Here is a 20,624-nt window from a genome sequence, read left to right on the forward strand (position 1 = left end):
CAAATTTCAGTGAGCTGGCGTAACCTCATCGTATGAAGAATTCATTCGCTGTGAAGGAGACACGCTATGGGTAAGAACTTTATTGGTTTGGATACCGAAAAGACTGCAAAACTTGCCGACTCGCTCAATGAGCTGTTGTCCAATTATCAGATTTTTTACATGAACGTTCGCGGCTATCACTGGAACATCAAGGGTGACAACTTTTTCGAGCTGCATGTGAAATTTGAAGAACTCTACGACGACCTGCTGCTGAAGATTGATGAGATCGCTGAGCGGGTGCTCACTCTGGGCCATCGTCCTGCGCATGCCTACAGCACCTATATTGAGCGCTCCGAGGTGCCCGAACGCAAGGACGTTTCTGACGGTAAGGAAGCCATGGAAAACATCGTAGAGAGCTTTGCCAAACTGATCGGCAAGCAACGAGCACTGCTCAGTCTTGCGGGCGAAGCAGAAGACGAAGGCACCGTGGCGCTGATGAGTGACTATATCTCACAGCAGGAAAAAACAGTGTGGATGTATCGCAGTTATCTTGGTCACTAAGCTGGCTGAAACAGTCAATTGAATGGCGGCCCCGGAGGCCGCCATTTTTTTCACTGTAGCGTAACAGGACAGCAGCAAGGTCGTATCCTACAACGCCACCGACCTGGGCAATGTGGGAGAAGTTGCACTTGGCGCGCTGCCGGATATGGTCACCTTCACCCGGGACGGCATGAAAGTGCTGGTCGCCAATGAAGGGGAGCCCAGCGATGACTATACCAATGACACGGTCGGCTCGGTCAGCAGTATTGACCTGTCAGCGGGTATTGCCGGTGCGACACTGGCACAGGATATGGAGCCTGAGGCCGTCACCGTTGGCAGCACCCGGCTTTTTATTGTTGGCAGAATCAGACGGCGATGTTCAGAGGCGGCACTTCCTGATGCAGGAACCACTTCTCTGTCACCACCTTGCGGGTAAACCAGTGTGAGCGCATCAGCGTGCTGGCCAACGGCGTCTTGACCCAGTCGGGTGCCTGCCAGGCATGCTCAGTTTCGGCCGCACGGTTACCGAATCGTTCGGCAATGGCATCGCCGTAGACCTGCAGCGAAGAGGCAGAATAGTCGGTGGCGTGGCGAATCACATCGGCTGCCATCAGGGCGGATTCAATGGCCGGGCGGATACCTTCACCGCTCTGGGTGTAGGCAAGGCCGGCCGAGTCACCGATCAGCAAAATGCCATCATCCACCAATGGCCGCCCGGCATGGGCATAGAGCAGATAGGCGTGGCCCTTGAATCGTCCGGGCAGGTCCGCGGGGATTCGCCCGGTTGATTTCATTTCCTCCACAAACGCCTGCAGGTGGTCGCTCAGTTTGTGGTTGTCTTCCCGGCCCAGGCCGACATTGAGGTAATTGCCTTTGCGGAACACCCAGGCGTAGCCTTTGAGGTCCCGGCAGAACCAGAGCTCCGGCGTGTCACCCCGGGCCTTGCAGGCCGAGGCCTGCTCCGGTGTCATCTGGAATTCAACTTCTTTGGCGGCAACGACAGTTTCGTGGCGCCCGGGCCCCTCGCCTAGCAGTCGCGCCACCGGGCAGAAGTGGCCGCCGGCTCCAACGATCAGGGGCGCTTCCCAGGTGTCATTAATCACCCAGTTGCCCTCCCTGCGGACAATCGATTTTACGGGCGTGGCAAGTTGCTTCGGACAGGTCACCCGACTGAGCAGGTAGTCGTCAAACTCGCACCGGCGAATACCATAACTAACCACATCACCGTGATCGTTTTCCACGGCCGCTTGCCCCATCATGCCAATGCGGAAACGTCGGATGGGCTGCAGGGTTCGGCCGGTTTCGTATTCCCGCAGGTCGATGTTAAGGGTTTCCATCACTGCCGGGGTCACCCAGCCTGCACAGGTCTTGTCCCGCGGAAAGTCCTGCTTGTCGATGATCAGTGCTTTTTTGCCGCTGTTTTCCAGAGCGCTGGCCAAGGTTGAGCCGGCCGGTCCGGCCCCGACGATGATCAGGTCGTAATAGTCCATCAGCCCTCCTCAGGTGCGGCGGGAAAGTTGTAGAGATCCTGCCGGCTTTGAGGCAGCCGGTTATTGTCACTGTGGGTGAAGACCACCTGGAACAGTTGCAGGTTACCTGCACGGAACGCCGCCATTGAGCCGGCCAGGTACATACGCCATGCTCGGGTAAAGTGCCCATCGTACATGGCCGTTACCTTGTCCTCGTTTTCGGTAAAGCGCTCCATCCAGTGGCTGAGGGTCTGGGCGTAGTGCAAGCGCAGGTTTTCCACGTCCAGCACCGAGAAATCGCTGTGTTCACAAATCTGCATGAATTCGCCGATGCTCGGAGGGTAGGCCCCGGGGAAGATGCGCTTTTCGATCCAGGCATTCATCAGCATCGGGCGATTACGGCCGATGCTGTGTAGCAAGGCAATGCCGTCGGGTTTGAGGCTCCGTTTAATCAACTCGGACATGGTCTCGTAGTTTTCCTTGCCCACATGCTCAAGCATGCCGATGGACACAAAGGCATCATATTGGCCGCTGATGTTGCGGTAGTCGTCCTCAACATACTCGACAAGATGATCAAGCCCCTGTTTGTGGGCCTCCTTTCGGGCATAGTCCAGTTGTTCCCGGGAGATGTTGTAGGAGTGGACTTTTACCCCGTAGTGACGGGCCATATAGCGCGCCAGCCCGCCCCAGCCGCAGCCGGCCTCGACAACGGTCATGCCGGGTTTGAGCCGGAGTTTGCGGCAGACGTGTTCCAGCTTGGCTAGCTGGGCCTGCTCCAGGCTGAGATTCGGGGTTTCGTAATAGGCGCAGGTGTATTGCATTTCGGCATTGTCGAGCCAGAGTTGGTAGAACTCGTTCCCCAGGTCGTAATGGTGATGGATGTTTTCCCGGGCTTCGGAGATTCCGGTGGATCGCGGGGTGTGATTGCGCCACAGGGCCTCCAGCCATTTCGGCCATTTCTGACGGGCCTTGTGAACGGATCGGTAAAGGGCCTCCATCAGTTCTGGCAAATCCCCTTCCACTTCCAGCCGCCCGGCACTGTATAAATCACCAAAGGCCAGATTGGGGTTGGTGACCAGTGCATACAGAGCTTTGGGATCGGTCAGGTACAGGGTGAATCTGGCATGCTGCCCCTCCGGTTCGATGACATCTCCATTCCAGAGCTGGAACCGAACCGGCGGAGTACCGGCCATGCGCATGAGCTTGGCAATCAGCCAGCGCTCATAGGTATGGGGTGACCGGTCAACATGAGTGTTTTGCAGTGGCAGTGTCAGGACATGGTTTTTGGTTTCTTGCCCCGAGTCGGGGACTTTCCGGGCTGTGCTCTGGTTCATGGACTCCGCTCTCCCTTGATAACCTCAACATCAATGTTTTTCGACGACGTTCGTGCGCCAGGGTTCCCGAAAACCAGTCTGAGAATCGCCGGTTGTGTATTCAGTATAGAAAATTGTCGGGATTTGTCAGGTGGGAGAGGTATGGAACAGAGTTATCGGGGAGAATAGTGCCAGAAAAGCGGGGGAGTATCTGGTCAATATTGCCGGGCCCCGTGGGGCCCGGCATCGGACTGCGGATCAGTAGGTGGCACTCATCCCGAACCAGCCGGGGAACACCACGATCAGGGCCAGCACCAATATCTGGATCAGGATAAAGGGAATGATACCCCGATAGATATCGATGGTTCGGACTTCCGGTGGTGCCACACCTTTCAGGTAGAACAGCGCGAACCCGAACGGCGGGGTCAGGAAGCTCGTCTGCAGGTTCATGGCGATCAGAATGGCAAACCAGAGCATGTTGATGCCCATGGCTTCGGCCACCGGCGCCAGGATTGGCACGATGATGAACGAAATCTCCACAAAATCGATGAAGAAGCCGAGGATCAGAATCACCAGCATGGCGAGGATAATAAAGCCCCAATGCCCACCGGGCAGCATGTGCAGCCAGTCCTCCAGCAGGTAATCACCGCCAGTGTAGCTGAACACCATGGAGAAGGCGGTAGCGCCGATCAGGATGGCGAACACCATGGCGGTCACCTTCACGGTATCCTTGGAGGCGTCCCAGACCATCTGGAAGGAAAACTGCCGGTAAATAATGGCCAGAACCACTGCGCCCACGCCGCCGAGGGCCGAGGATTCGGTCGGTGTTGCGATGCCGGTAAAAATAGAGCCGAGAACCACCACAATCAGCGCCAGGGGCGGGATGATGGCCAGCAGCGCATTCAGGACTTCTTTCTTGCGGCTGACCCCGGCGATCTCGGGCATGGCTGGAGCCATCTCCGGCTTCAGGCGGGTGAGGATGAGGATATAGGCAATATAGAGTCCCACCAGTACGATGCCGGGAATGACGGCTGCCCTGAACAGATCACCCACCGGCAGGCCGAGCACGTCGCCGAGTATGATCAGGATAATGGATGGCGGCACGATCTGCCCCAGGGTGCCGGAGGCGCAGATGGTTCCGGTGCTCAGGCGCTTGTCATATTTATGCGCCAGCATGACCGGCAAGGAGATCAGGCCCATGGCCACCACACTGGCACCGACGACGCCGGTAGAGGCTGCCAGCAAAGCACCGACTAGGATGGTGGAAATGGCCAGGCCACCCGGCAGGCCGCCAAACAGACGCCCCATGGAGGTCAACAGCTGTTCCGCCAGCCGCGTACGCTGCAGCACCACGCCCATGAAAATAAACAGAGGCACGGCCATGAGCACTTTGTTCTGCATGACGCTCATGATCCGGAACGGCATGAAGGCAAACAGATCCATACCTTCGGCGAACACTCCGAAGAACAGCGCAACACCACCAAAGGTAAAGGCTACCGGGAAGCCCACCATCAGCATGAAGAGGGCCACGACGAACATAATCATGCCGATCATGCCAGACCTCCCGCACTGTGCTCCACTTCGTAGGATTTTTCGCCCGACATGACGCGCAGAGCGAAAGTCGCCATGTTCAGACCAGAGGCGGCGATGAAAAACGCCGTAAGCGGGATCACTGATTTAATTATCCAGCGATAGGGCAGGCCGCCCGGGTCACCGCTCCCTTCACCCATGCTGTAGGAATCGAGGGCATAATCGTAGCCGTAAATGCCGATCAGATAGGCAAACGGAATCACGAAGATGAATGCCCCCACCAGATTGACCCAGGCTTTGGTCTTGTTGCTCCATTTGGTGTAGAGAACATCCACCCGGACGTGGCCGTCGGTGCGCAGAGCGTAGGGAATGCCCAACATGAAGACCACCGAGTACAGGTGCCACTCCATCTCCTGCATACCGATGGACACTTCATTGAACGCGTAGCGAGCCACGACGTCGAAAAATACGTTGGCGGCCATCAGTATCATGGCCACACAGGCCACCCAGCCGCAGAGATTGGAGAGGCGGGCCAGGCCCTCATCCAGTTTGATAATCCAGCGCATTACAGGTCCTCCGCCAACCGGGTTGGCGATTTTCAATTGCTATAAACAACAAAACCGGGACCACTCTGAGAGCGATCCCGGCTCCTTTTCAGTCGATATCTTACTCGACTTCGGCCATCGTGTTGAGATAGGCGCGGGTAGAGATGTCCGTGTAGGCGCGAGTCTTTTGGAGATACTCTTCCTGGGACTCGATGATGCGTGCCGCCTGCTCGCTACCTTCAGCAGTTTCTTTCAGCAGTTTTTTGTTGGCCTTGTACATGGCCTGGAAAACGTCCTTGGGGAACTGCTTGATCTGGACATTCGGATGCTCTTCCTTGATGTTTGCCCAGGCGTCCGCATTGGCGTGCTGGGATTGGACCAGCATGTCGTAGGCTGATACGCGCATGGCAGTCTTCAGAATTGCCTGGAGGTCGGCAGGCAGCTTGTCCCAGGTATCCTTGTTGACCAGGAACTGCAGCTCGGTGGCAGGCTCGTGCCAACCGGTGTAGTAGTAGTCAGCGATCTGCTGGAAGCCCAGACGAAGATCCAGGGCTGGGCCTACCCACTCAACCGCATCAATAGTGTTGCGCTCAAGCGCGGTGTAAAGCTCGCCTGGGGGGATGTTGGTCGGGCTGACACCCACTTCGGCGAAGACTTCACCCGCAAAGCCGGGGATACGCATCTTGAGGCCCTGCAGGTCTTCCAGAGATTTGATTTCTTTGCGGAACCAGCCACCCATCTGAACGCCGGTGTTGCCACCCGGGAAAGAGAGCATTTTGTGGGGTGCGTAGACTTCCTGCATCAGCTCCATGCCTTCGCCATGGTAGAACCAGGCATACTGCTCAATGGCAGTCATCCCAAAGGGCATGCTGGTGAAAAACAGGGTTTCCGGAACCTTGCCTTTCCAGTAGTAGGATGCAGAGTGGCCCATGTCATACTGGCCGGCTTTGACCATGTCAAACACACCCAGAGGTGCTTTGTGCTTGTTGGCGGAATCGATGCGGATGCGCAGGCGACCATCGGACATCTCTTCGGCCAGTTCGGCCATGCGCTTGGTGGTGTCACCGAAAATCGGGAAGTTTGGCCCCCAGGTTTCTGCGAGGCGGAGAGTAAAGGTATCTTGGGCGAGCGCCTGTGTGGAGGCAAAGGTTGCAGCCACAGCCAACACAGCCGCGGAAAGAACAGAACGGATCTTCATTGCTCTTCAATCCTCTTATCGTTTTTGTGGGTCGAGCGTTTCCCCTCGTGGGGCAAAACAACTCCGGATTCCCGATTACGTTAGCAATTATCGTTGAAAAACGAAATCAAAACCGCCCGCTGTACGACCTAGGTCGTACAGCGGGCTAGAGGTCGTCCATCCGGCCAATCTGGCTGGCGAGCCGCATGGCTTCATGTTCCTCAAGGGCCAGCAAATCCTCCAGGAGTGACTTGGCCTCAGGGATTTCTGCTTTGCCGATCAGCGAGTCGTAGAGGTCCATTACCTGATCATGGAACTGGAAGATTTCCCGGGCGATGTCTTTGAAATCCAGGTCTGCGTACCGGATGTCACAGGCCTGGTTTGCCTTGATCGGTTTGTGATTCAAATAATCGTAAAGGCGGGTCTTCATCGCCTTCGGGTCGGCCTGTTTTTCGAACTCACTGACGGCTTTTTCCAGCAAGCTTTCATGGCTGGAAAGATAGTCCAGCAGAGCACTGGCCCGTTCGTCCTTGTTCCGGCCGGCGGACTCGTGCAGGCACCGGGCCAGGTGCGCGTGAAGCTGTCGGGTCCAGTCGATCAGATCTTCGAAGGTTTTTATCTCCATTGCATTACTCCAGGCAGGAAGGTGGGCCCAATAGTCGATGGTAACTTATAGTCTAGTCAAAATTGTTGATTATTGGATACGTGGAATGGATGCTTGAGGTCCGGGCAACAGAAGAAGCGGGGCAGCACCATGACAACGACACTGGGAATTATTGAAGGATTCTACGGTCCCCTGTGGACGTGGCAGGAACGCCGACAACTGGTTCACACCCTGGCGCCCCACGGTTACGGTTTCTATCTGTATGCTCCGAAAGCCGATGTTTTTCTGCGCCGCAAGTGGCAGCAGCCGCATCCGCCCGCCATTTCCTCGGAGCTGGCTGAGTTTGCCCGGTTTTGCCGGCAGGAAGGTGTCCGCTTCGGTGTGGGCCTGAGCCCATTCGAAATCTTCAACCGGTTTGACGACGAGGCCCGCACGGCCCTGGCTCATAAACTTGAGCTTCTGGAGCGTCTAGGTATCGATGAGCTGGCCATCCTGTTTGACGACATGCGGGCGGATACGCCGGATCTCGCGGGCACCCAGGTCGACATTGTGGACTGGATTCGAGAGCGCACAACTGTCAAGCAACTGAGCGTTTGTCCAAGTTATTATTCCGACGATCCGGTACTGGACCGGGTGTTCGGTGAGCGCCCGGCGGACTACCTCGAAACTCTGGGGCGCAAGCTGGACCATTCGGTCAACGTATTCTGGACCGGGGAGGAGGTCTGTTCCCGGGAGGTTTCCCCCGGCCACCTGAAACGGATCGGCGATCTGCTCCGGCGCAAGCCGGTGCTCTGGGACAATTACCCGGTCAATGACGGCGACCGGATGTCGCAACATCTGCACCTGCGCGCCTTCACCGGAAGACCGGCAGCCAATGCGGCCCACCTGGCTGGCCATGGTATCAATCCGGCCCTGCAGCCAACCCTGACCGCCATCCCGGCGATCACGCTCGCTGAGTCCTACCGTCTGGGGCCCTTTTACCAGTATGGCCAGGCGTTTCGTCACGCGGCCCGGGAGGTGCTCGGAAGGGAGCTGGCGGCGCAGATTCATGCCGATTTGCTGGTGCTCCAGGATGCCGGCCTGAGCCGGATCTCCGACGAGAAGCGGCAGAGCCTGCAGCATACCTACGATGCGTTTGACCACCCCGCAGCCAATGAGATTCTGCGCTGGTTGGCCGGGGAATATCAGGTAACCGATGAAATGGTAGCGACCCAGTAATCCTGCCGGCTATCGGAGGTAATACTCCACCGTTGACACCACCCGGACCGTTTTGATCGGCTGTTGCCCTTCCATGACGCCCGGTGCCTGATCCCGGGCAAGTATCTGGAACACGCCCTGATTGGCCCGGCGCAGGCCACCGAGCTCCGCGGTGGCGTCTTTGGCGAACTGGTCTGCGGCCTCCCGGGCGGAGGCGGTGGCCTCGGCAATCATGTCTGGCTTGATGTTATTCAGCCCGTTAAACAGGTAGGTGGGGCCGGAGGGGCCATAATCCGAGGACAGGACCACGCCCGAGTCCACCAGCTCACTGACACCCTGAGCGGCCTGGCGGATCTTGTCGATATCGGTGCTGCGCACCATCAGGGTCTGACTGATAATGAATTGCTGTTCGCCGTTGTTGCCCTGGTAGGGATTCGCCCGGGTGTCAGTCACGTCCAGGCGCTGAAGCTCAACGGCACTCTCATCAATGGCCTGCAGTTTCAGGAACGCCATGATGGCATCGCGGCTGCTCCTGGCCTTGTTCTGGACCTCGCTCAGGGAGTCCCCGGTGGCGACGAACCGGATGGGCCACAGCGCCAGATTGGCATTCACTTCCCGCTCGGCCACGCCCTTGACGGTCACATACCGGTCGCCGGTGCGCAGGTCGGTGAGGCCATTGCTGATCAGTGAAGCCGAGATGATGGCGCTGATGCCAAGGATCAGAGAGGCAAGAACTTTCATGAGGGTGTCCCTGTGTCGTATCACCGGCAAGCCTGTTGGCCGGTTGCTATCCTGAAGATCAGGGTCAAGACTAGCGTTTCGCGGTAGCGGCGAAAAGGGGAAAATGATGACAGGTGTGAGGGTTGAGTGTGTAAAGGGCAACATAGCCGTGCAGCCCGATATGGATGCTGTGGTCAATGCCGCCAATGCGCAACTTTTGCCGGGCAGTGGCGTTGCCGGAGCGATCCACGGTGCCGCCGGACCGGGGCTGGCGGAGGAATGCCGGGCCCTGGCACCGATCAGTCCCGGCGAAGCGGTGATCAGCTCCGCCCATAACCTGCCGAATCGCCATGTGATTCATTGCCTGGGGCCGGTGTATGGCGTGGATGAGCCTTCGGACCGGTTGCTGGCGGAATGTTATCGGAACGCACTGCTACTTGCTGATCATAACGGCCTCGCGTCGGTTGCTTTTCCCGCCATTTCCACCGGAGTGTTCGGGTATCCGTTGGCCGATGCGGCCTCCGTAGCGATGAAAGCGTTGGCCGATACCCTCCCATCCCTCGGCTCCGTGCGCCTGATACGGTTTGTCCTGTTCAGTGATCAGGATCTGTCGGTGTTTCAGGAAGCGCTAGAGTCAGCGCTATCAGATTAATAGCAGTGATCGCTCGTCAGTCACAGGTTTTGCTGGTGGAGCGCTGAAAGCGGGCCATCATGGCTTCGCGTTCACGCCCCGAATCCTTGAATTCGTCGGGCAGTGGCTGGATAAAATAGAGGAAATCGCCTTTCGACCGATTCTGGTCCAGGGGAGGGCGGGTATCGATTGCCGGCCAGAACGCCGGGCTGATGACGGCAACGGAAAGCGTTGGCGCCCGCTGTTTAAGTAATGCCACGGTTCCCAGCCCGTCTTCACTATGGAAGGTGCCGGTCAGGTGGAGTATCTGATGCCCAGGAAACCGGGTTCTGGCCTCGAGAATACGCTCAGCCATAGTGTTATCCCGCAGCAACTGGGCCTTGTAGGTGTTCTCCATACGTTCGTTCATGGTGCTGTCGCCCCGGTGGCTTGCGCCAATGGCATCTGCAAACTTCTCACGGTAAGCGGGAGTGTCCATGAATGGCTCTGAGGGCATTCCCTGCCGGATGCTCTCGGGAACCTTGTCGAGATAGGAGGGCCCCTTGCGCCCGACACAGCGGACAACATCCGCCGGGGCATTGGCAGCAATGACTGGCAGGTTCTTCTGGCGGGCAAATTCCACCAGGGGCCGGTAGGACGCCCGGTAATTGTCCCAGGCCGCGGCGTCTTCAATCATTTCCGTTTCTCCTGTCTCGCCCTGCAGGTACCGGTCCAGTTCAGGCTGATGGTCCAGATTGAACTGTTCCATGGACAGGATCTGCCTGGGCTGCTGCCGATAGAGCGCCGTCTGAAGCCGGGATTGCAGCAAATGCGAACCCTGGTGCCCGTGATATTCGCCTACGATCACGACATCCGTTTCAGCGAGGCGCCGAGCCAGCTGTTCCGGAGTGAGAACGGCGCCGCTTTCCGGTTCAACGATCCGGGCGTCGTAAAGGGTTTGCGGCATGGTGAGATTTTTCGGACTGCTGGTCGAGGGCATGGCGGTGCAACCGTTCAGGACAAACAGGGTGGTGAATAACAGGGTGGGCGCGAGAGGTTTCATTGCAATCAGTACGCTCCGGCTTTCATCAGGATCTGTTTTTGCGATCTTCGCGCCAGTCTGGTCCCAGCCTTTCCTCGACGTATTCCCGGATAAACTGTCGGACTTTCTGGGACGGCGTTACGTCCTCCTGCTTGCAGAGTTCTTCAAATACGGCCTTTTTGTCCGGGTCGATCAGCAGTGTGAGACGGGCAGTGCGGTTTTCCATGGGAAACTCATTTCTCTCTCAAAGGTCACGTTGATATGTCTCACGTATGTTAATCAGATTAACATTGAATGTGGATTAAGTGAGCATATAATGTAACCTGATATGTTGCAATAAACGAGACCTTCATGCCTCACCGCGCGCACCTGTTTTCATTACGCCTGGCCCACGCCCTTCGCGAAGCCTGCATCGACGAGCGCTACAGCGGACGCCGCTTGCTCCGGGATGTAATGGCCGGTGTCACGGTGGGGGTTATTGCCATTCCGCTGGCGATGGCTCTGGCTATCGCAAGTGGTGTTGCGCCGCAATACGGGCTTTATACCGCGATCATTGGTGGCTTTGTGATTGCCCTGACAGGCGGCAGCCGCTTCAGTATATCGGGCCCCACCGCTGCCTTTGTTGTCATTTTATACCCGATCGCCCAGACCTACGGTCTGGGCGGTTTGCTGCTGGCAACGCTGATGTCGGGCGTGTTGCTGATCATTATGGCCTTGATGCGTCTGGGTCGGTTTATTGAGTACATTCCCGAATCCGTCACCCTGGGGTTCACCGGTGGCATTGCGGTGGTGATCGCCACGCTTCAGGTTGGGGATTTTTTTGGCCTGCCGGTTGGCGATATGCCGGAATACTACTGGGATAAGCTGGCGGTGCTGGCCAGCGCACTGCCGGAACTGGATGGGATGAGCACCCTGGTGGCCGGCGTAACCCTTGCGGTGATGTTGCTCTGGTCCCGACTGAAAACCCCGGTGCCGCCGCACCTCCCGGCTGTCATTGTCGGTAGCCTGCTCGCCCTTTGGTTCAATGCCAACGGCGCATCTATCGAAACCATCGGCTCAAGGTTCAGTTATCTGTTGCCGGATGGAAGTACGGGGGCCGGCATTCCGCCCTTTTTGCCCGAGTTCGCCTGGCCGTGGCAGCAGATGGGGGCCTCCGGCGAACCGATCGGGCTGTCCTGGACCCTGGTCCGGGAACTACTGCCTGCGGCATTCGCCATCGCCATGCTCGGTGCGATCGAATCCCTGCTGTGCGCGGTGGTACTCGATGGCATGACCGGCAAACGCCACAGTGCCAACAGTGAATTGATGGGGCAGGGCCTCGGCAACATCATTACGCCTTTTTTTGGTGGAATTACCGCTACTGCTGCTATTGCGCGTTCCGCGGCCAATTACCGGGCCGGTGCCGAATCCCCGGTTTCCGCGATGGTTCATTCTCTGGTGGTGTTGCTGGCGCTGGTATCCCTCGCCGGCCTGCTGGCCTATTTGCCCATGCCGGCCATGGCTGCTCTGCTGATGATGGTGGCCTGGAATATGAGTGAGGCGCCCAAGTCCATTCATCTGCTGAAAACCGCTCCTCGCAGCGATATCCTTGTTTTTCTGACCTGCTTTTCGCTCACAGTGGCGCTCGACATGGTGATCGCGATTACCACCGGAATCCTGCTGGCAGCGGTGCTGTTCATGCGTGAAATGGCCCAGATGACCAAGGTGACGGATATCACCCCGAACAGGCGTATAGCGGATGCGGATCTGCCTGAAGGCTGGCAGGTGTTCAAGATCAACGGCCCCCTGTTCTTTGCGGCCGCCGACCGGATTTTCGGAGAGCTGGCAGAGCTGTCCCGAAATGCCCGCGGCCTGATCCTGTACATGGACGGTGTCACCATTCTCGATGCCGGTGGCCTGTCTGCCCTGAACAAGTTGATCACCACCTGCCAGCGGGACGGAACCCAGATCATAATTGCTGATCTGCAGTTCCAGCCACTGAGGACCCTGGCCCGGGCTGGGGTCAAGCCAGTAGCAGGTGTCAGCCGATTCACCCCCTCGCTGGAAGAGGCATTGCGACTGATCAGCAACAGCCCGTCGCCAGCCTGATCGGATCACAAGGCAAATCGTTGATTCCCAAAGGCTCCCGATGGTTTACCCTTAGGCGACCAACACATCGTGGACAAGAGGAATGCCATGTTGCCTTTTCGGTTGATCGACCGCCTGAAATTCATTCTAGAGCGCCAACTGGTCAAAGGAGCCGGGTTTCAGCTCCTGGTCGTTGGTGTGTTTATCGGCCTGATCTCACTCGTCGGCGGCCTGCTGGTGGTGCCTCAGGGCGGGGACTTTGAGGACCCGGGCTCGGCCATCTGGTGGGCGTTCCTGCGACTGACTGATCCCGGCTACCTGGGTGACGATGTGGGTACCTGGCAGCGGTTTGTCTCAACCCTGCTGACCATCAGCGGCTATGTGGTGTTCATGGGTACCCTGGTGGCGATCCTGACTCGGTGGTTGATTGCCAAAATGGCAGACCTCGAGCGCGGACTCACGCCGGTGACCCTGAAAAACCATGTGGTGGTGCTGGGCTGGACCAGCCAGACCCTGCCGTTGTTGTCGGAATTACTGGGCTCAAGCGGTCGCATGCGCCGGTTTCTGGAAAAGCACGCTACCCAGAGGCTGAATCTGGTTGTGCTGTCTGAAGAAGCTTCGGCAACACAGGTTCACGAATTGCGCAACGAGCCCGGCATTGGCCGCCGGGCCCGGCAGATCATTCTGCGCTCAGGGTCCGCGATTCAGCCGGATGCCCTTCATCGGGTGGCCTGTCTGGATGCCGCAGCGGTGATTGTACCCAGCGCGACTCATGAGGCGGGCAGTCTGGTGACATCCGACGTGGAAACAGTCAAGGCATTGCTCTCCATTGCCGCACAGGCCCGGTATCTGCAGACTTCGTTACCGTTCGTGGTGGCAGAGATCCAGGATGTCAGAAAACTGCCGGTGATTGAGCGGGCGTACCCAGGGGCGGTGGAAGTGGTTGCCGGCGATGCCACCATCAGCCGGTTGATGGTTCAGAACATCCTTCATCCGGGCCTGTCGGAAATCTATAACGAGTTGCTTACCGCCGGTGACGGCAATGAAATCTATATCCGGGGTGGCGAGTCAGTGGCAGGGCTTACCCTCGAAGAGCTGGCGGCAGCACGGCCTGAGGTGATTGTGCTGGGCGTGCTGAAGCATGGCGTGGCTGGGTGGGAGGTTTGCCTGCTGGCGCCGTCCGACACGCGGATCGACAAAGAGGACCGGGTGGTGATGATGGCCCGGGATTACGCCGAGACCGAACCCGACCCGAAAAAGCCGGCAATACCGGCAATTGCCCGGCCCAAGGCAGTCCGCGTGGCGCGTCCGGCGGACCAGAAGAATCACCGTGTGCTGGTACTTGGCTGGAATCGGCGGGTTCCGAGCCTGGTGGCTGAGTTTGAAAGTTACGGCCATCGCAGCTTCGAACTGAACCTTGTTTCCGTCGTACCGAAAGACGAGCGGGAACAGGCTATTGCCCGGTATGTTGAAGATCGAAGCCGGGTTGCCTGTAGCCATATCGAGGCGGACTACATGGTGGAGGGGGAGCTTCGCCGGATTCAACCAGCCAGCTACGATACCATCATCCTTCTGAGCAGCGATCGACTGGCTTCGGGAGAGGAGGCTGATGCCCGGGCCATGGTCGGGTATCTGCAGCTTGAGGACATTCTGGCCGACTCACCGAAACGGCCGCAGCTGATCATGGAGTTGAGCGACCCGGACAACCGGCACCTTCTGTATGGTCACCGGAGTGAAATGCTCATCAGCCCGATGATCCTGAGCCATGTGCTGGCGCAGGTCGCCCTGAGGCGTGAGCTTCGCGTGGTTCTGGACGAACTGTTCACTGTTGGCGGAGCCGAGATCCAGTTCCGGGATCCCCGGGACTACCCATTGCCCGCCAGTGTCACCTTCCAGTTATTGGAAAAGAGCCTTGCGGTGGAGGGTGAGCTGGCGCTGGGTGTCTACAGGAATCAACCCGACGACCGTGGCCGACATTTGCAGCTGAACCCGCCCCGTAAACAGTATCTTGAGCTACAGCCCGGCGACCGGTTGGTGGTGCTTTGCCTGACCTGAGGTGGCTTCCCGGTTGGCGGATTGAGGGCAGGTTAGCGACCTTCGTTGCCGGCCGGCTGGTATTCACCAGAAAAATGCCGAAAATAGATTATATAAATTTCAATTATAAATTCGAAACCACTAAAGTAACCACCAACGTCAGCGCTTAGCTCAAAAAGTGAGCAGATTGTTGGCTTCGGAAGTTGCAGTACGCTTCTCCACACTACTTAGAAAACCAACGTAGAAAGGATTGAGACCATGCCCTACGCAAAAGACGTTGACCAGATTGCTTCCTTGCTGAAGCAAAACCCGACCTGGAACGCCATCAACCCGAAGCACGCCGCTCGCATGCGCGCCCAGAACAAGTTCAAGACCGGTCTGGACATCGCCAAGTACACCGCCAAGATCATGCGCGAAGACATGGCGAACTACGACAAGGACACTTCCCAGTACACCCAGTCTCTGGGCTGCTGGCACGGTTTCATTGGTCAGCAGAAGATGCTGTCCATCAAGAAGCATTTCGGCACCACCAAGCGTCGTTACCTGTACCTCTCTGGCTGGATGGTTGCCGCCCTGCGTTCGGAGTTCGGTCCGCTGCCGGACCAGTCCATGCACGAGAAGACCGCCGTTTCCGGCCTGATCGAAGAGCTGTACACCTTCTTGCGTCAGGCCGACGCATGGGAGCTGAACCACCTGTTCCGTGCCCTGGAAGAAGCCGAGAATGCCGGTGACAACGCCAAGGCTGACGAACTGATCAAGCAGATCGACAACCACGAGACTCACATCGTGCCGATTATTGCCGACATCGACGCTGGTTTCGGTAACGCCGAAGCCACTTACCTGCTGGCCAAGAAGATGATCGAAGCCGGTGCTTGCTGCATCCAGATCGAGAACCAGGTTTCCGACGAGAAGCAGTGTGGTCACCAGGACGGTAAAGTAACCGTTCCTCACGCTGACTTCCTGTCCAAGATCAACGCTGTTCGCCTGGCGTTCCTGGAGCTGGGTGTGGATGACGGTGTGATCGTTGCCCGTACCGACTCCCTGGGCGCTGGCCTGACTCAGAAGATTGCCGTGACCGAAGAGCCGGGCGACCTGGGTGACCAGTACAACAGCTTTATCGACGGCGACGTCATCGCCAAGGCGGAAGACATCAACAACGGTGACGTTGTGATCAAGCAGAACGGCCAGCTGGTCAAGCCCAAGCGTCTGGCTTCCGGCCTGTTCCAGTTCAAGGCGGGTTCTGGCGAAGACCGTGTGGTTCTCGACTGTATTACCAGCTTGCAGAACGGTGCTGACCTGCTGTGGATCGAAACCGAGAAGCCCCACGTTGGCCAGATCGCTGCCATGGTTAACCGCATTAAGGAAGTGGTGCCCGACGCCAAGCTGGTCTACAACAACAGCCCGTCCTTCAACTGGACCCTGAACTTCCGTCAGCAGGTGTTCGATGCATGGAAGGAAGAGGGTAAGGATGTATCGGCTTACGACCGCGCCAAGCTGATGGGCGAAGAGTACGACAACACCGAGCTGGGCCAGCTGGCCGACGAGTGGTGCCGTAACTTCCAGCGCGACAGTTCACGCGAAGCAGGTATCTTCCACCACCTGATCACCCTGCCGACCTACCACACTGCGGCCCTGTCTACCGACAACCTGGCCAAGGGCTACTTCGGTGACGAAGGCATGCTGGCCTATGTTGCAGGCGTGCAGCGCAAGGAAATTCGCCAGGGTATCGCCACCGTGAAGCACCAGGATATGGCTGGCTCCAACATCGGTGACGACCACAAGGAGTTCTTTGCCGGTGAAGCGGCCCTGAAGGCCGGTGGTAAAGACAACACCATGAACCAGTTCGGTTAATCGAACGTTCCGATGTTGGTTTGAAGCGAGCTTTAAGGCTCGCTTCAACATCCAAAACCCCGCCCTGTGCGGGGTTTTGTTTCTTTGACACCGCTGTTTCGACGCATGTATCTGAAACTGGGGCATAAACCTCCGTTTTGGTGTTTCCCCCCTCTCTTCAACTGTTTCAGAGCTGGAACAGTTTGTCCTCTGGTGAAAGCTGCCTTGTTTGGCGCTAAAAAAAAAGGCTATTTAAAATAGTGTCTTAGGAATTGGTTATCAATTGTGGCACGAGAATCGCTTCCTTAATCTGGCGGGTCTGGACCTTGGCTTACCCCAAGGCTAGCGGGTTGGGTCGGATCCCTTAAAAGCCAATAATCGAAAAGGAAGCGATATTATGAATGCCAAAAAAAGTTTGCTAGCAGCTGCCATCGCAATGAGTCTGGGTGTTTCCGGTTATGCCTTCGCGCAACAGGGAGGGGACGGAGATCCGAATACCAACGCGGATAACACCTCCACGGCCAACAATGACCAATCCGGAAACACCGACTCCGGTAACGACAATTCCACGAACACCGACAATTCAAACAACTCGGACAATTCGGACAACAGCACCGATGTCGCCGACTCGTTCAAGATTGCCGACACTGCAAATGACAATTCGGACAATTCGGATAACTCCGACAACTCGGATAATTCGGACAACAGCACCGATGTTGCTGATTCGTTCAAGATTGCTGACAGCGGCAACGATATGTCTGACAACTCTGACAACTCGGACAATTCCGACAACTCGGACAACAGCACCGACGTGGCTGATTCGTTCAAGATCGCTGACAGTGGCAATGACAACTCGGATAACTCGGATAACTCGGACAATTCCGACAACTCCGACAACTCCATCAACGTTGCCGATAGCGGAAATGACAGTTCGGACAATTCCACTAACGTTGCGGACAGTGGTAACACCACTGTATCCGACAGCGGTAATGACAGTTCCGATAACTCCTTGGCGCTCGATCTGGACGTGTTCCTCAATAACGCGGATCTGGAGGGCAGCGTAACTGGTACTGCAACCACATATGGCGATGCTAATGGCAGAGCTTCCTACACCGAGGTTCGCAACAGCAATGAAATCTCCGGTGGCTCAGCGAATTACACCGGTGTCGGGGCCTTTGCCCAGAATGCAGGCAATGGCAGCGTCACACAGGCGAACGTCAGTGTGATGTCCAACCTGTCCACCGGCAGCGGTGGCGGCACCGAATAAGGAATCCTGGCCGCGCCTTAACGGGTGCGGCCCGGTTATTCCGGGAGAACTGCCATGGGTTGCGTCATCAGATGGAAACTGAAGGCTGCCTTGCTGGCGTTAATGCTTGGGGCAACAGCGTTGGTGTCCGCCGAGGAATGGATGGATGCCGCGCCTTTGTCGGCCGGTGAGTTGGCGGATTCAAGTGGTCGCCAGGGAATCCCGCTGCAGTTGCAGATTAACGATAACCAGCAAAACGCGAATGTGTCCGGTAACCTGCTGTCGGGTAATGTTGTCACGGGTGATAACAGTATTTCCGACAACGCGTTCGGGAACATGAGTGGGGTCGCGACGGTTATCCAGAACACCGGTAACCAGGTGGTTATTCAGGACAGTACCCAGATCAACATACTGATCAATCAATAACGGAGGTGGGCCATGGCCAGAAAGGTTCTTGTTGCGATCTGCGCGAGTGCCGGGCTGCTATGGTCCACTGCCTTCGCAGGCTCGGTCATGGTGCCGGGTATTGGTGGAGATTTCCGGCTAAAGGTAAACAGTTTCGAGAACCGGCGGTTTGACAGTGTGATGCGCCAGCAATACGACTTCAGTTGCGGCTCTGCAGCCGTTGCTTCGTTGTTGTCCTTTCACTACGAAGACGAGGTCACAGAGCACGATGTCTTTATCGAAATGCTTGCCTTGGCAGATGAAAAGAAGGTGCGCCAGGAAGGTTTCTCGATGCTCGACATGAAGCACTACCTTGAGTCCAGAGGGTACCAGGCCGATGGTTTCCGGATGCCGTTGACCGGCCTCAAGGAGCAGGTGCGATTGCCCACGATTGTGTTATTGAACATTGATGGCTTCCGGCATTTTGTGCTGATCAAGGGGATCAGTGATAACGAGGTCCTGGTGGGGGACCCGGCCCGGGGGCTTAAGGTTTATTCCTATGCACAATTCAGCGAGTACTGGAACGGCACTGCCTTTGTTATTCGAAGCCATCTCAAGCAAGGGCGAGACGGCTTTCTCGGCGATGGACAATGGCCCCAAGTGGCCAGGGCGCCGACACAGGAAGGCCTGGTAGGTCCTTCCCTCGGGCACACATTGCCCTACTGGCCCTCCTCAAGGGAATGGTGACGATCATGATAGTCCGGATGCCAGCTATAGCGTTTTTGGCGATATCATTTGCAACCTTATCGCCGTATGTCCAGGCAGAACTAAGGCTTGGTGTTGAGCCCCTGAGTGATCTGGAGTTGTCTGAGTACCGGGGCGGCTTCCTGATGGATAATCTGGAGATCAGTATTGGTCTTGAGCAGATTGTCGGTATTAACGGTGACACCATGGTGATCAATCGTTTGACCATTCCCAACCTAAACCAGGCCGTCAACGACCGTTTAGTGGACCATCATACGGAAACCGTGCTTGAGGTTATCAGCGCGAACCAGAGTGGAAGCGCGCGCGTATCCAGTAATATGTCAGGGCCCAACGGCTGGATGACGGTGGTTCAGAACAACCTCGATAGCACTGTGATACAGAATATGCATCAACTGAATATTGAGCTGAACAATCTGGGTGCCGGGAATCAGTTCCCGGCACGGTTCAGTGATCAGTTGATCCAGTTGCTTGGCCGCTAAGCTACCAGGCAGTGCACTAGAGACTGATAGGGAGCTTCAGAGTAAGTTCGCTGTTGGGCGCATTTTCCGTAACCCCTATGCTGACCGTCAGGCTCAGACTTGTGGCCTGCGTCAGGCGCTGGGACAAGCCGAACGACAGTGACCCGATCTGAATACGATCGAAGTTGGATGCAAAAATGTCGTTATTCCTCTCGAGCGTTGTTTTCCGGATGATCGAGTGGTCGTAGCCCAGGCTAAAGGACGTGCGGTCGTTAAAGGCAAACCCCATTCCGAAGCCGAAACGCACTATGTCACCTGGGTCGACCGTGCCTCCATTTTCGAAGCCCTGCTCTTCTTTCAGGGTCCAGACATAACTCAGATTTCCGAATAGCACGGCTGGGTCTGACGGGTAGATGAATGTGAGACCTGGCTCGAACGCCCAGAAACCGGAGCCTGTCGGCCGATCCTCCAGCTCAATACCAATCGGGTTGCCCTGGTCATCCAGGATAGCTCTCCGATCTACATCGTAGGGTCCTTCTCCGGTTGGTGCTTTCACTCGCATCGCACCAATAACGTAGGGCCAGCCACCCAACCCATCGGTTAGCTGGTAGCGAGCCGAGAGTTCAACATCACCGAGGCCTTCGCCCGAGGACTCACGCAATGTATCCACCGGCGTGCCCTTGAAGACCTCACGTTCTCTCAGGTCCTCATTGATGCTGAGGTAGGGTACACGAACCGCCGCTTCAAACTTGCTGGTAAAGCCGTATTTGAGTGACATTGCGCCGACGAAAATATCGCGCTGGACTTCCGAAATATTAATCAGCCCGATGAGCAGGGCAGGTATCACCGTGTATCCTTCCACCGCGACCGCCGTTGAGTTGCTGTGGGCATGGGAGAAAGAAGGCTCGATCGTGAAGCGGCCCGGGCGGGTGACGATGCCCCGGTCAGCAGTGATTGATGCAATGTCGGTAGCCGGGTTGTCGTTCGACTCGGTCTGGCCAGTCGCATCAGAGGATACCGGCGTGCTATCCCTGTCGGCCTGTGCCGCCGCGGCAAAAATTGGCGTGGCCAGGGTGAGTATCGGGATAATCCAGCGTGTTTTCTTATTCATGAG

At 57.0% G+C, this 20,624-nt stretch carries 20 protein-coding genes and 1 pseudogene; 11 read left to right on the forward strand and 10 right to left on the reverse strand.

The window, feature by feature from the left end; genetic code table 11:
- Window positions 1-66 precede the first annotated feature (66 nt).
- Both ACN0XM_RS12570 and ACN0XM_RS12575 read left to right on the forward strand, forming a co-directional pair.
- A complete protein-coding gene (locus tag ACN0XM_RS12570; protein WP_417567285.1) occupies window positions 67-540 on the forward strand; it encodes a Dps family protein in 474 nt (157 codons plus the stop codon).
- A gap of 88 nt (window positions 541-628) precedes the next feature.
- A pseudogene (locus ACN0XM_RS12575) lies at window positions 629-955 on the forward strand (choice-of-anchor I domain-containing protein); the annotation flags it as partial.
- On the opposite strand, the gene ACN0XM_RS12580 reads toward ACN0XM_RS12575, so the two are convergent.
- From ACN0XM_RS12580 to ACN0XM_RS12605, 6 genes are all read right to left on the reverse strand, one after another.
- Complete coding sequence (locus ACN0XM_RS12580; protein ID WP_417567286.1) at window positions 885-2,009, reverse strand: NAD(P)/FAD-dependent oxidoreductase; 1,125 nt, start codon at window positions 2,007-2,009, stop codon at window positions 885-887. The pseudogene ACN0XM_RS12575 and the gene ACN0XM_RS12580 sit on opposite strands and share 71 nt — an antisense overlap.
- Window positions 2,009-3,322, reverse strand: a complete 1,314-nt coding sequence (locus ACN0XM_RS12585) for a class I SAM-dependent methyltransferase (protein ID WP_417567287.1) — start codon at window positions 3,320-3,322, stop codon at window positions 2,009-2,011. The genes ACN0XM_RS12580 and ACN0XM_RS12585 overlap by 1 nt, the downstream gene beginning before the upstream one ends.
- A gap of 237 nt (window positions 3,323-3,559) precedes the next feature.
- Window positions 3,560-4,855 (reverse strand): TRAP transporter large permease, encoded by a 1,296-nt coding sequence (locus ACN0XM_RS12590; RefSeq protein WP_417567288.1) that lies wholly within the window; start codon window positions 4,853-4,855, stop codon window positions 3,560-3,562.
- The gene (locus tag ACN0XM_RS12595; protein ID WP_417567289.1) at window positions 4,852-5,397 is read right to left on the reverse strand and encodes a TRAP transporter small permease subunit; all 546 of its coding nucleotides are present in this window, start codon (window positions 5,395-5,397) and stop codon (window positions 4,852-4,854) included. The genes ACN0XM_RS12590 and ACN0XM_RS12595 overlap by 4 nt, the downstream gene beginning before the upstream one ends.
- Before the next feature lie 100 nt (window positions 5,398-5,497).
- Window positions 5,498-6,574 (reverse strand): TRAP transporter substrate-binding protein, encoded by a 1,077-nt coding sequence (locus tag ACN0XM_RS12600; RefSeq protein ID WP_417567290.1) that lies wholly within the window; start codon window positions 6,572-6,574, stop codon window positions 5,498-5,500.
- A 145-nt stretch (window positions 6,575-6,719) separates the two neighbouring features.
- On the reverse strand, window positions 6,720-7,178 hold the full coding sequence (locus ACN0XM_RS12605; RefSeq protein ID WP_417567291.1) for an ATPase: 459 nt from the start codon (window positions 7,176-7,178) through the stop codon (window positions 6,720-6,722).
- A 129-nt stretch (window positions 7,179-7,307) separates the two neighbouring features.
- Here ACN0XM_RS12605 and ACN0XM_RS12610 point away from each other — a divergent pair, with 129 nt between their 5' ends.
- Window positions 7,308-8,375, forward strand: a complete 1,068-nt coding sequence (locus tag ACN0XM_RS12610) for a beta-N-acetylglucosaminidase domain-containing protein (RefSeq protein ID WP_417567292.1) — start codon at window positions 7,308-7,310, stop codon at window positions 8,373-8,375.
- A gap of 9 nt (window positions 8,376-8,384) precedes the next feature.
- On the opposite strand, the gene ACN0XM_RS12615 is transcribed toward ACN0XM_RS12610, so the two are convergent.
- Complete coding sequence (locus ACN0XM_RS12615) at window positions 8,385-9,095, reverse strand: SIMPL domain-containing protein (protein ID WP_417567293.1); 711 nt, start codon at window positions 9,093-9,095, stop codon at window positions 8,385-8,387.
- Window positions 9,096-9,201: 106 nt separating this feature from the next.
- Between ACN0XM_RS12615 and ACN0XM_RS12620 the strand changes: the two genes are divergently transcribed.
- Entirely contained in the window at window positions 9,202-9,726 is a 525-nt protein-coding gene (locus ACN0XM_RS12620) for a macro domain-containing protein (RefSeq protein ID WP_417567417.1), read from the forward strand.
- A 16-nt stretch (window positions 9,727-9,742) separates the two neighbouring features.
- On the opposite strand, the gene ACN0XM_RS12625 is transcribed toward ACN0XM_RS12620, so the two are convergent.
- A complete protein-coding gene (locus tag ACN0XM_RS12625) occupies window positions 9,743-10,747 on the reverse strand; it encodes a ChaN family lipoprotein (RefSeq protein WP_417567294.1) in 1,005 nt (334 codons plus the stop codon).
- 25 nt (window positions 10,748-10,772) lie between these two features.
- Window positions 10,773-10,952 (reverse strand): CopG family transcriptional regulator, encoded by a 180-nt coding sequence (locus ACN0XM_RS12630; protein ID WP_417567295.1) that lies wholly within the window; start codon window positions 10,950-10,952, stop codon window positions 10,773-10,775.
- A 125-nt stretch (window positions 10,953-11,077) separates the two neighbouring features.
- Here ACN0XM_RS12630 and dauA point away from each other — a divergent pair, with 125 nt between their 5' ends.
- The 7 genes from dauA to ACN0XM_RS12665 all read left to right on the forward strand — a co-directional run bounded on the left by dauA (window position 11,078) and on the right by ACN0XM_RS12665 (window position 19,531).
- A complete protein-coding gene (dauA, locus tag ACN0XM_RS12635) occupies window positions 11,078-12,814 on the forward strand; it encodes a C4-dicarboxylic acid transporter DauA (RefSeq protein ID WP_417567296.1) in 1,737 nt (578 codons plus the stop codon).
- A gap of 87 nt (window positions 12,815-12,901) precedes the next feature.
- Window positions 12,902-14,848 (forward strand): CASTOR/POLLUX-related putative ion channel, encoded by a 1,947-nt coding sequence (locus tag ACN0XM_RS12640; protein WP_417567297.1) that lies wholly within the window; start codon window positions 12,902-12,904, stop codon window positions 14,846-14,848.
- 237 nt (window positions 14,849-15,085) lie between these two features.
- Window positions 15,086-16,678 (forward strand): isocitrate lyase, encoded by a 1,593-nt coding sequence (locus ACN0XM_RS12645; RefSeq protein WP_417567298.1) that lies wholly within the window; start codon window positions 15,086-15,088, stop codon window positions 16,676-16,678.
- A gap of 376 nt (window positions 16,679-17,054) precedes the next feature.
- Window positions 17,055-17,924: a dentin sialophosphoprotein gene (locus tag ACN0XM_RS12650; RefSeq protein ID WP_417567299.1), complete on the forward strand. Its 870-nt coding sequence runs from the start codon at window positions 17,055-17,057 to the stop codon at window positions 17,922-17,924.
- Between the two features lie 54 nt (window positions 17,925-17,978).
- On the forward strand, window positions 17,979-18,329 hold the full coding sequence (locus ACN0XM_RS12655; RefSeq protein WP_417567300.1) for a hypothetical protein: 351 nt from the start codon (window positions 17,979-17,981) through the stop codon (window positions 18,327-18,329).
- 12 nt (window positions 18,330-18,341) lie between these two features.
- Window positions 18,342-19,034: a C39 family peptidase gene (locus ACN0XM_RS12660; protein WP_417567301.1), complete on the forward strand. Its 693-nt coding sequence runs from the start codon at window positions 18,342-18,344 to the stop codon at window positions 19,032-19,034.
- A gap of 17 nt (window positions 19,035-19,051) precedes the next feature.
- Window positions 19,052-19,531, forward strand: a complete 480-nt coding sequence (locus ACN0XM_RS12665; protein WP_417567302.1) for a hypothetical protein — start codon at window positions 19,052-19,054, stop codon at window positions 19,529-19,531.
- A gap of 16 nt (window positions 19,532-19,547) precedes the next feature.
- On the opposite strand, the gene ACN0XM_RS12670 is transcribed toward ACN0XM_RS12665, so the two are convergent.
- Window positions 19,548-20,621: a transporter gene (locus ACN0XM_RS12670; protein ID WP_417567303.1), complete on the reverse strand. Its 1,074-nt coding sequence runs from the start codon at window positions 20,619-20,621 to the stop codon at window positions 19,548-19,550.
- Window positions 20,622-20,624 lie beyond the last annotated feature (3 nt).

This window comes from Marinobacter sp. (genome assembly GCF_048269445.1).
Lineage (GTDB): Bacteria > Pseudomonadota > Gammaproteobacteria > Pseudomonadales > Oleiphilaceae > Marinobacter.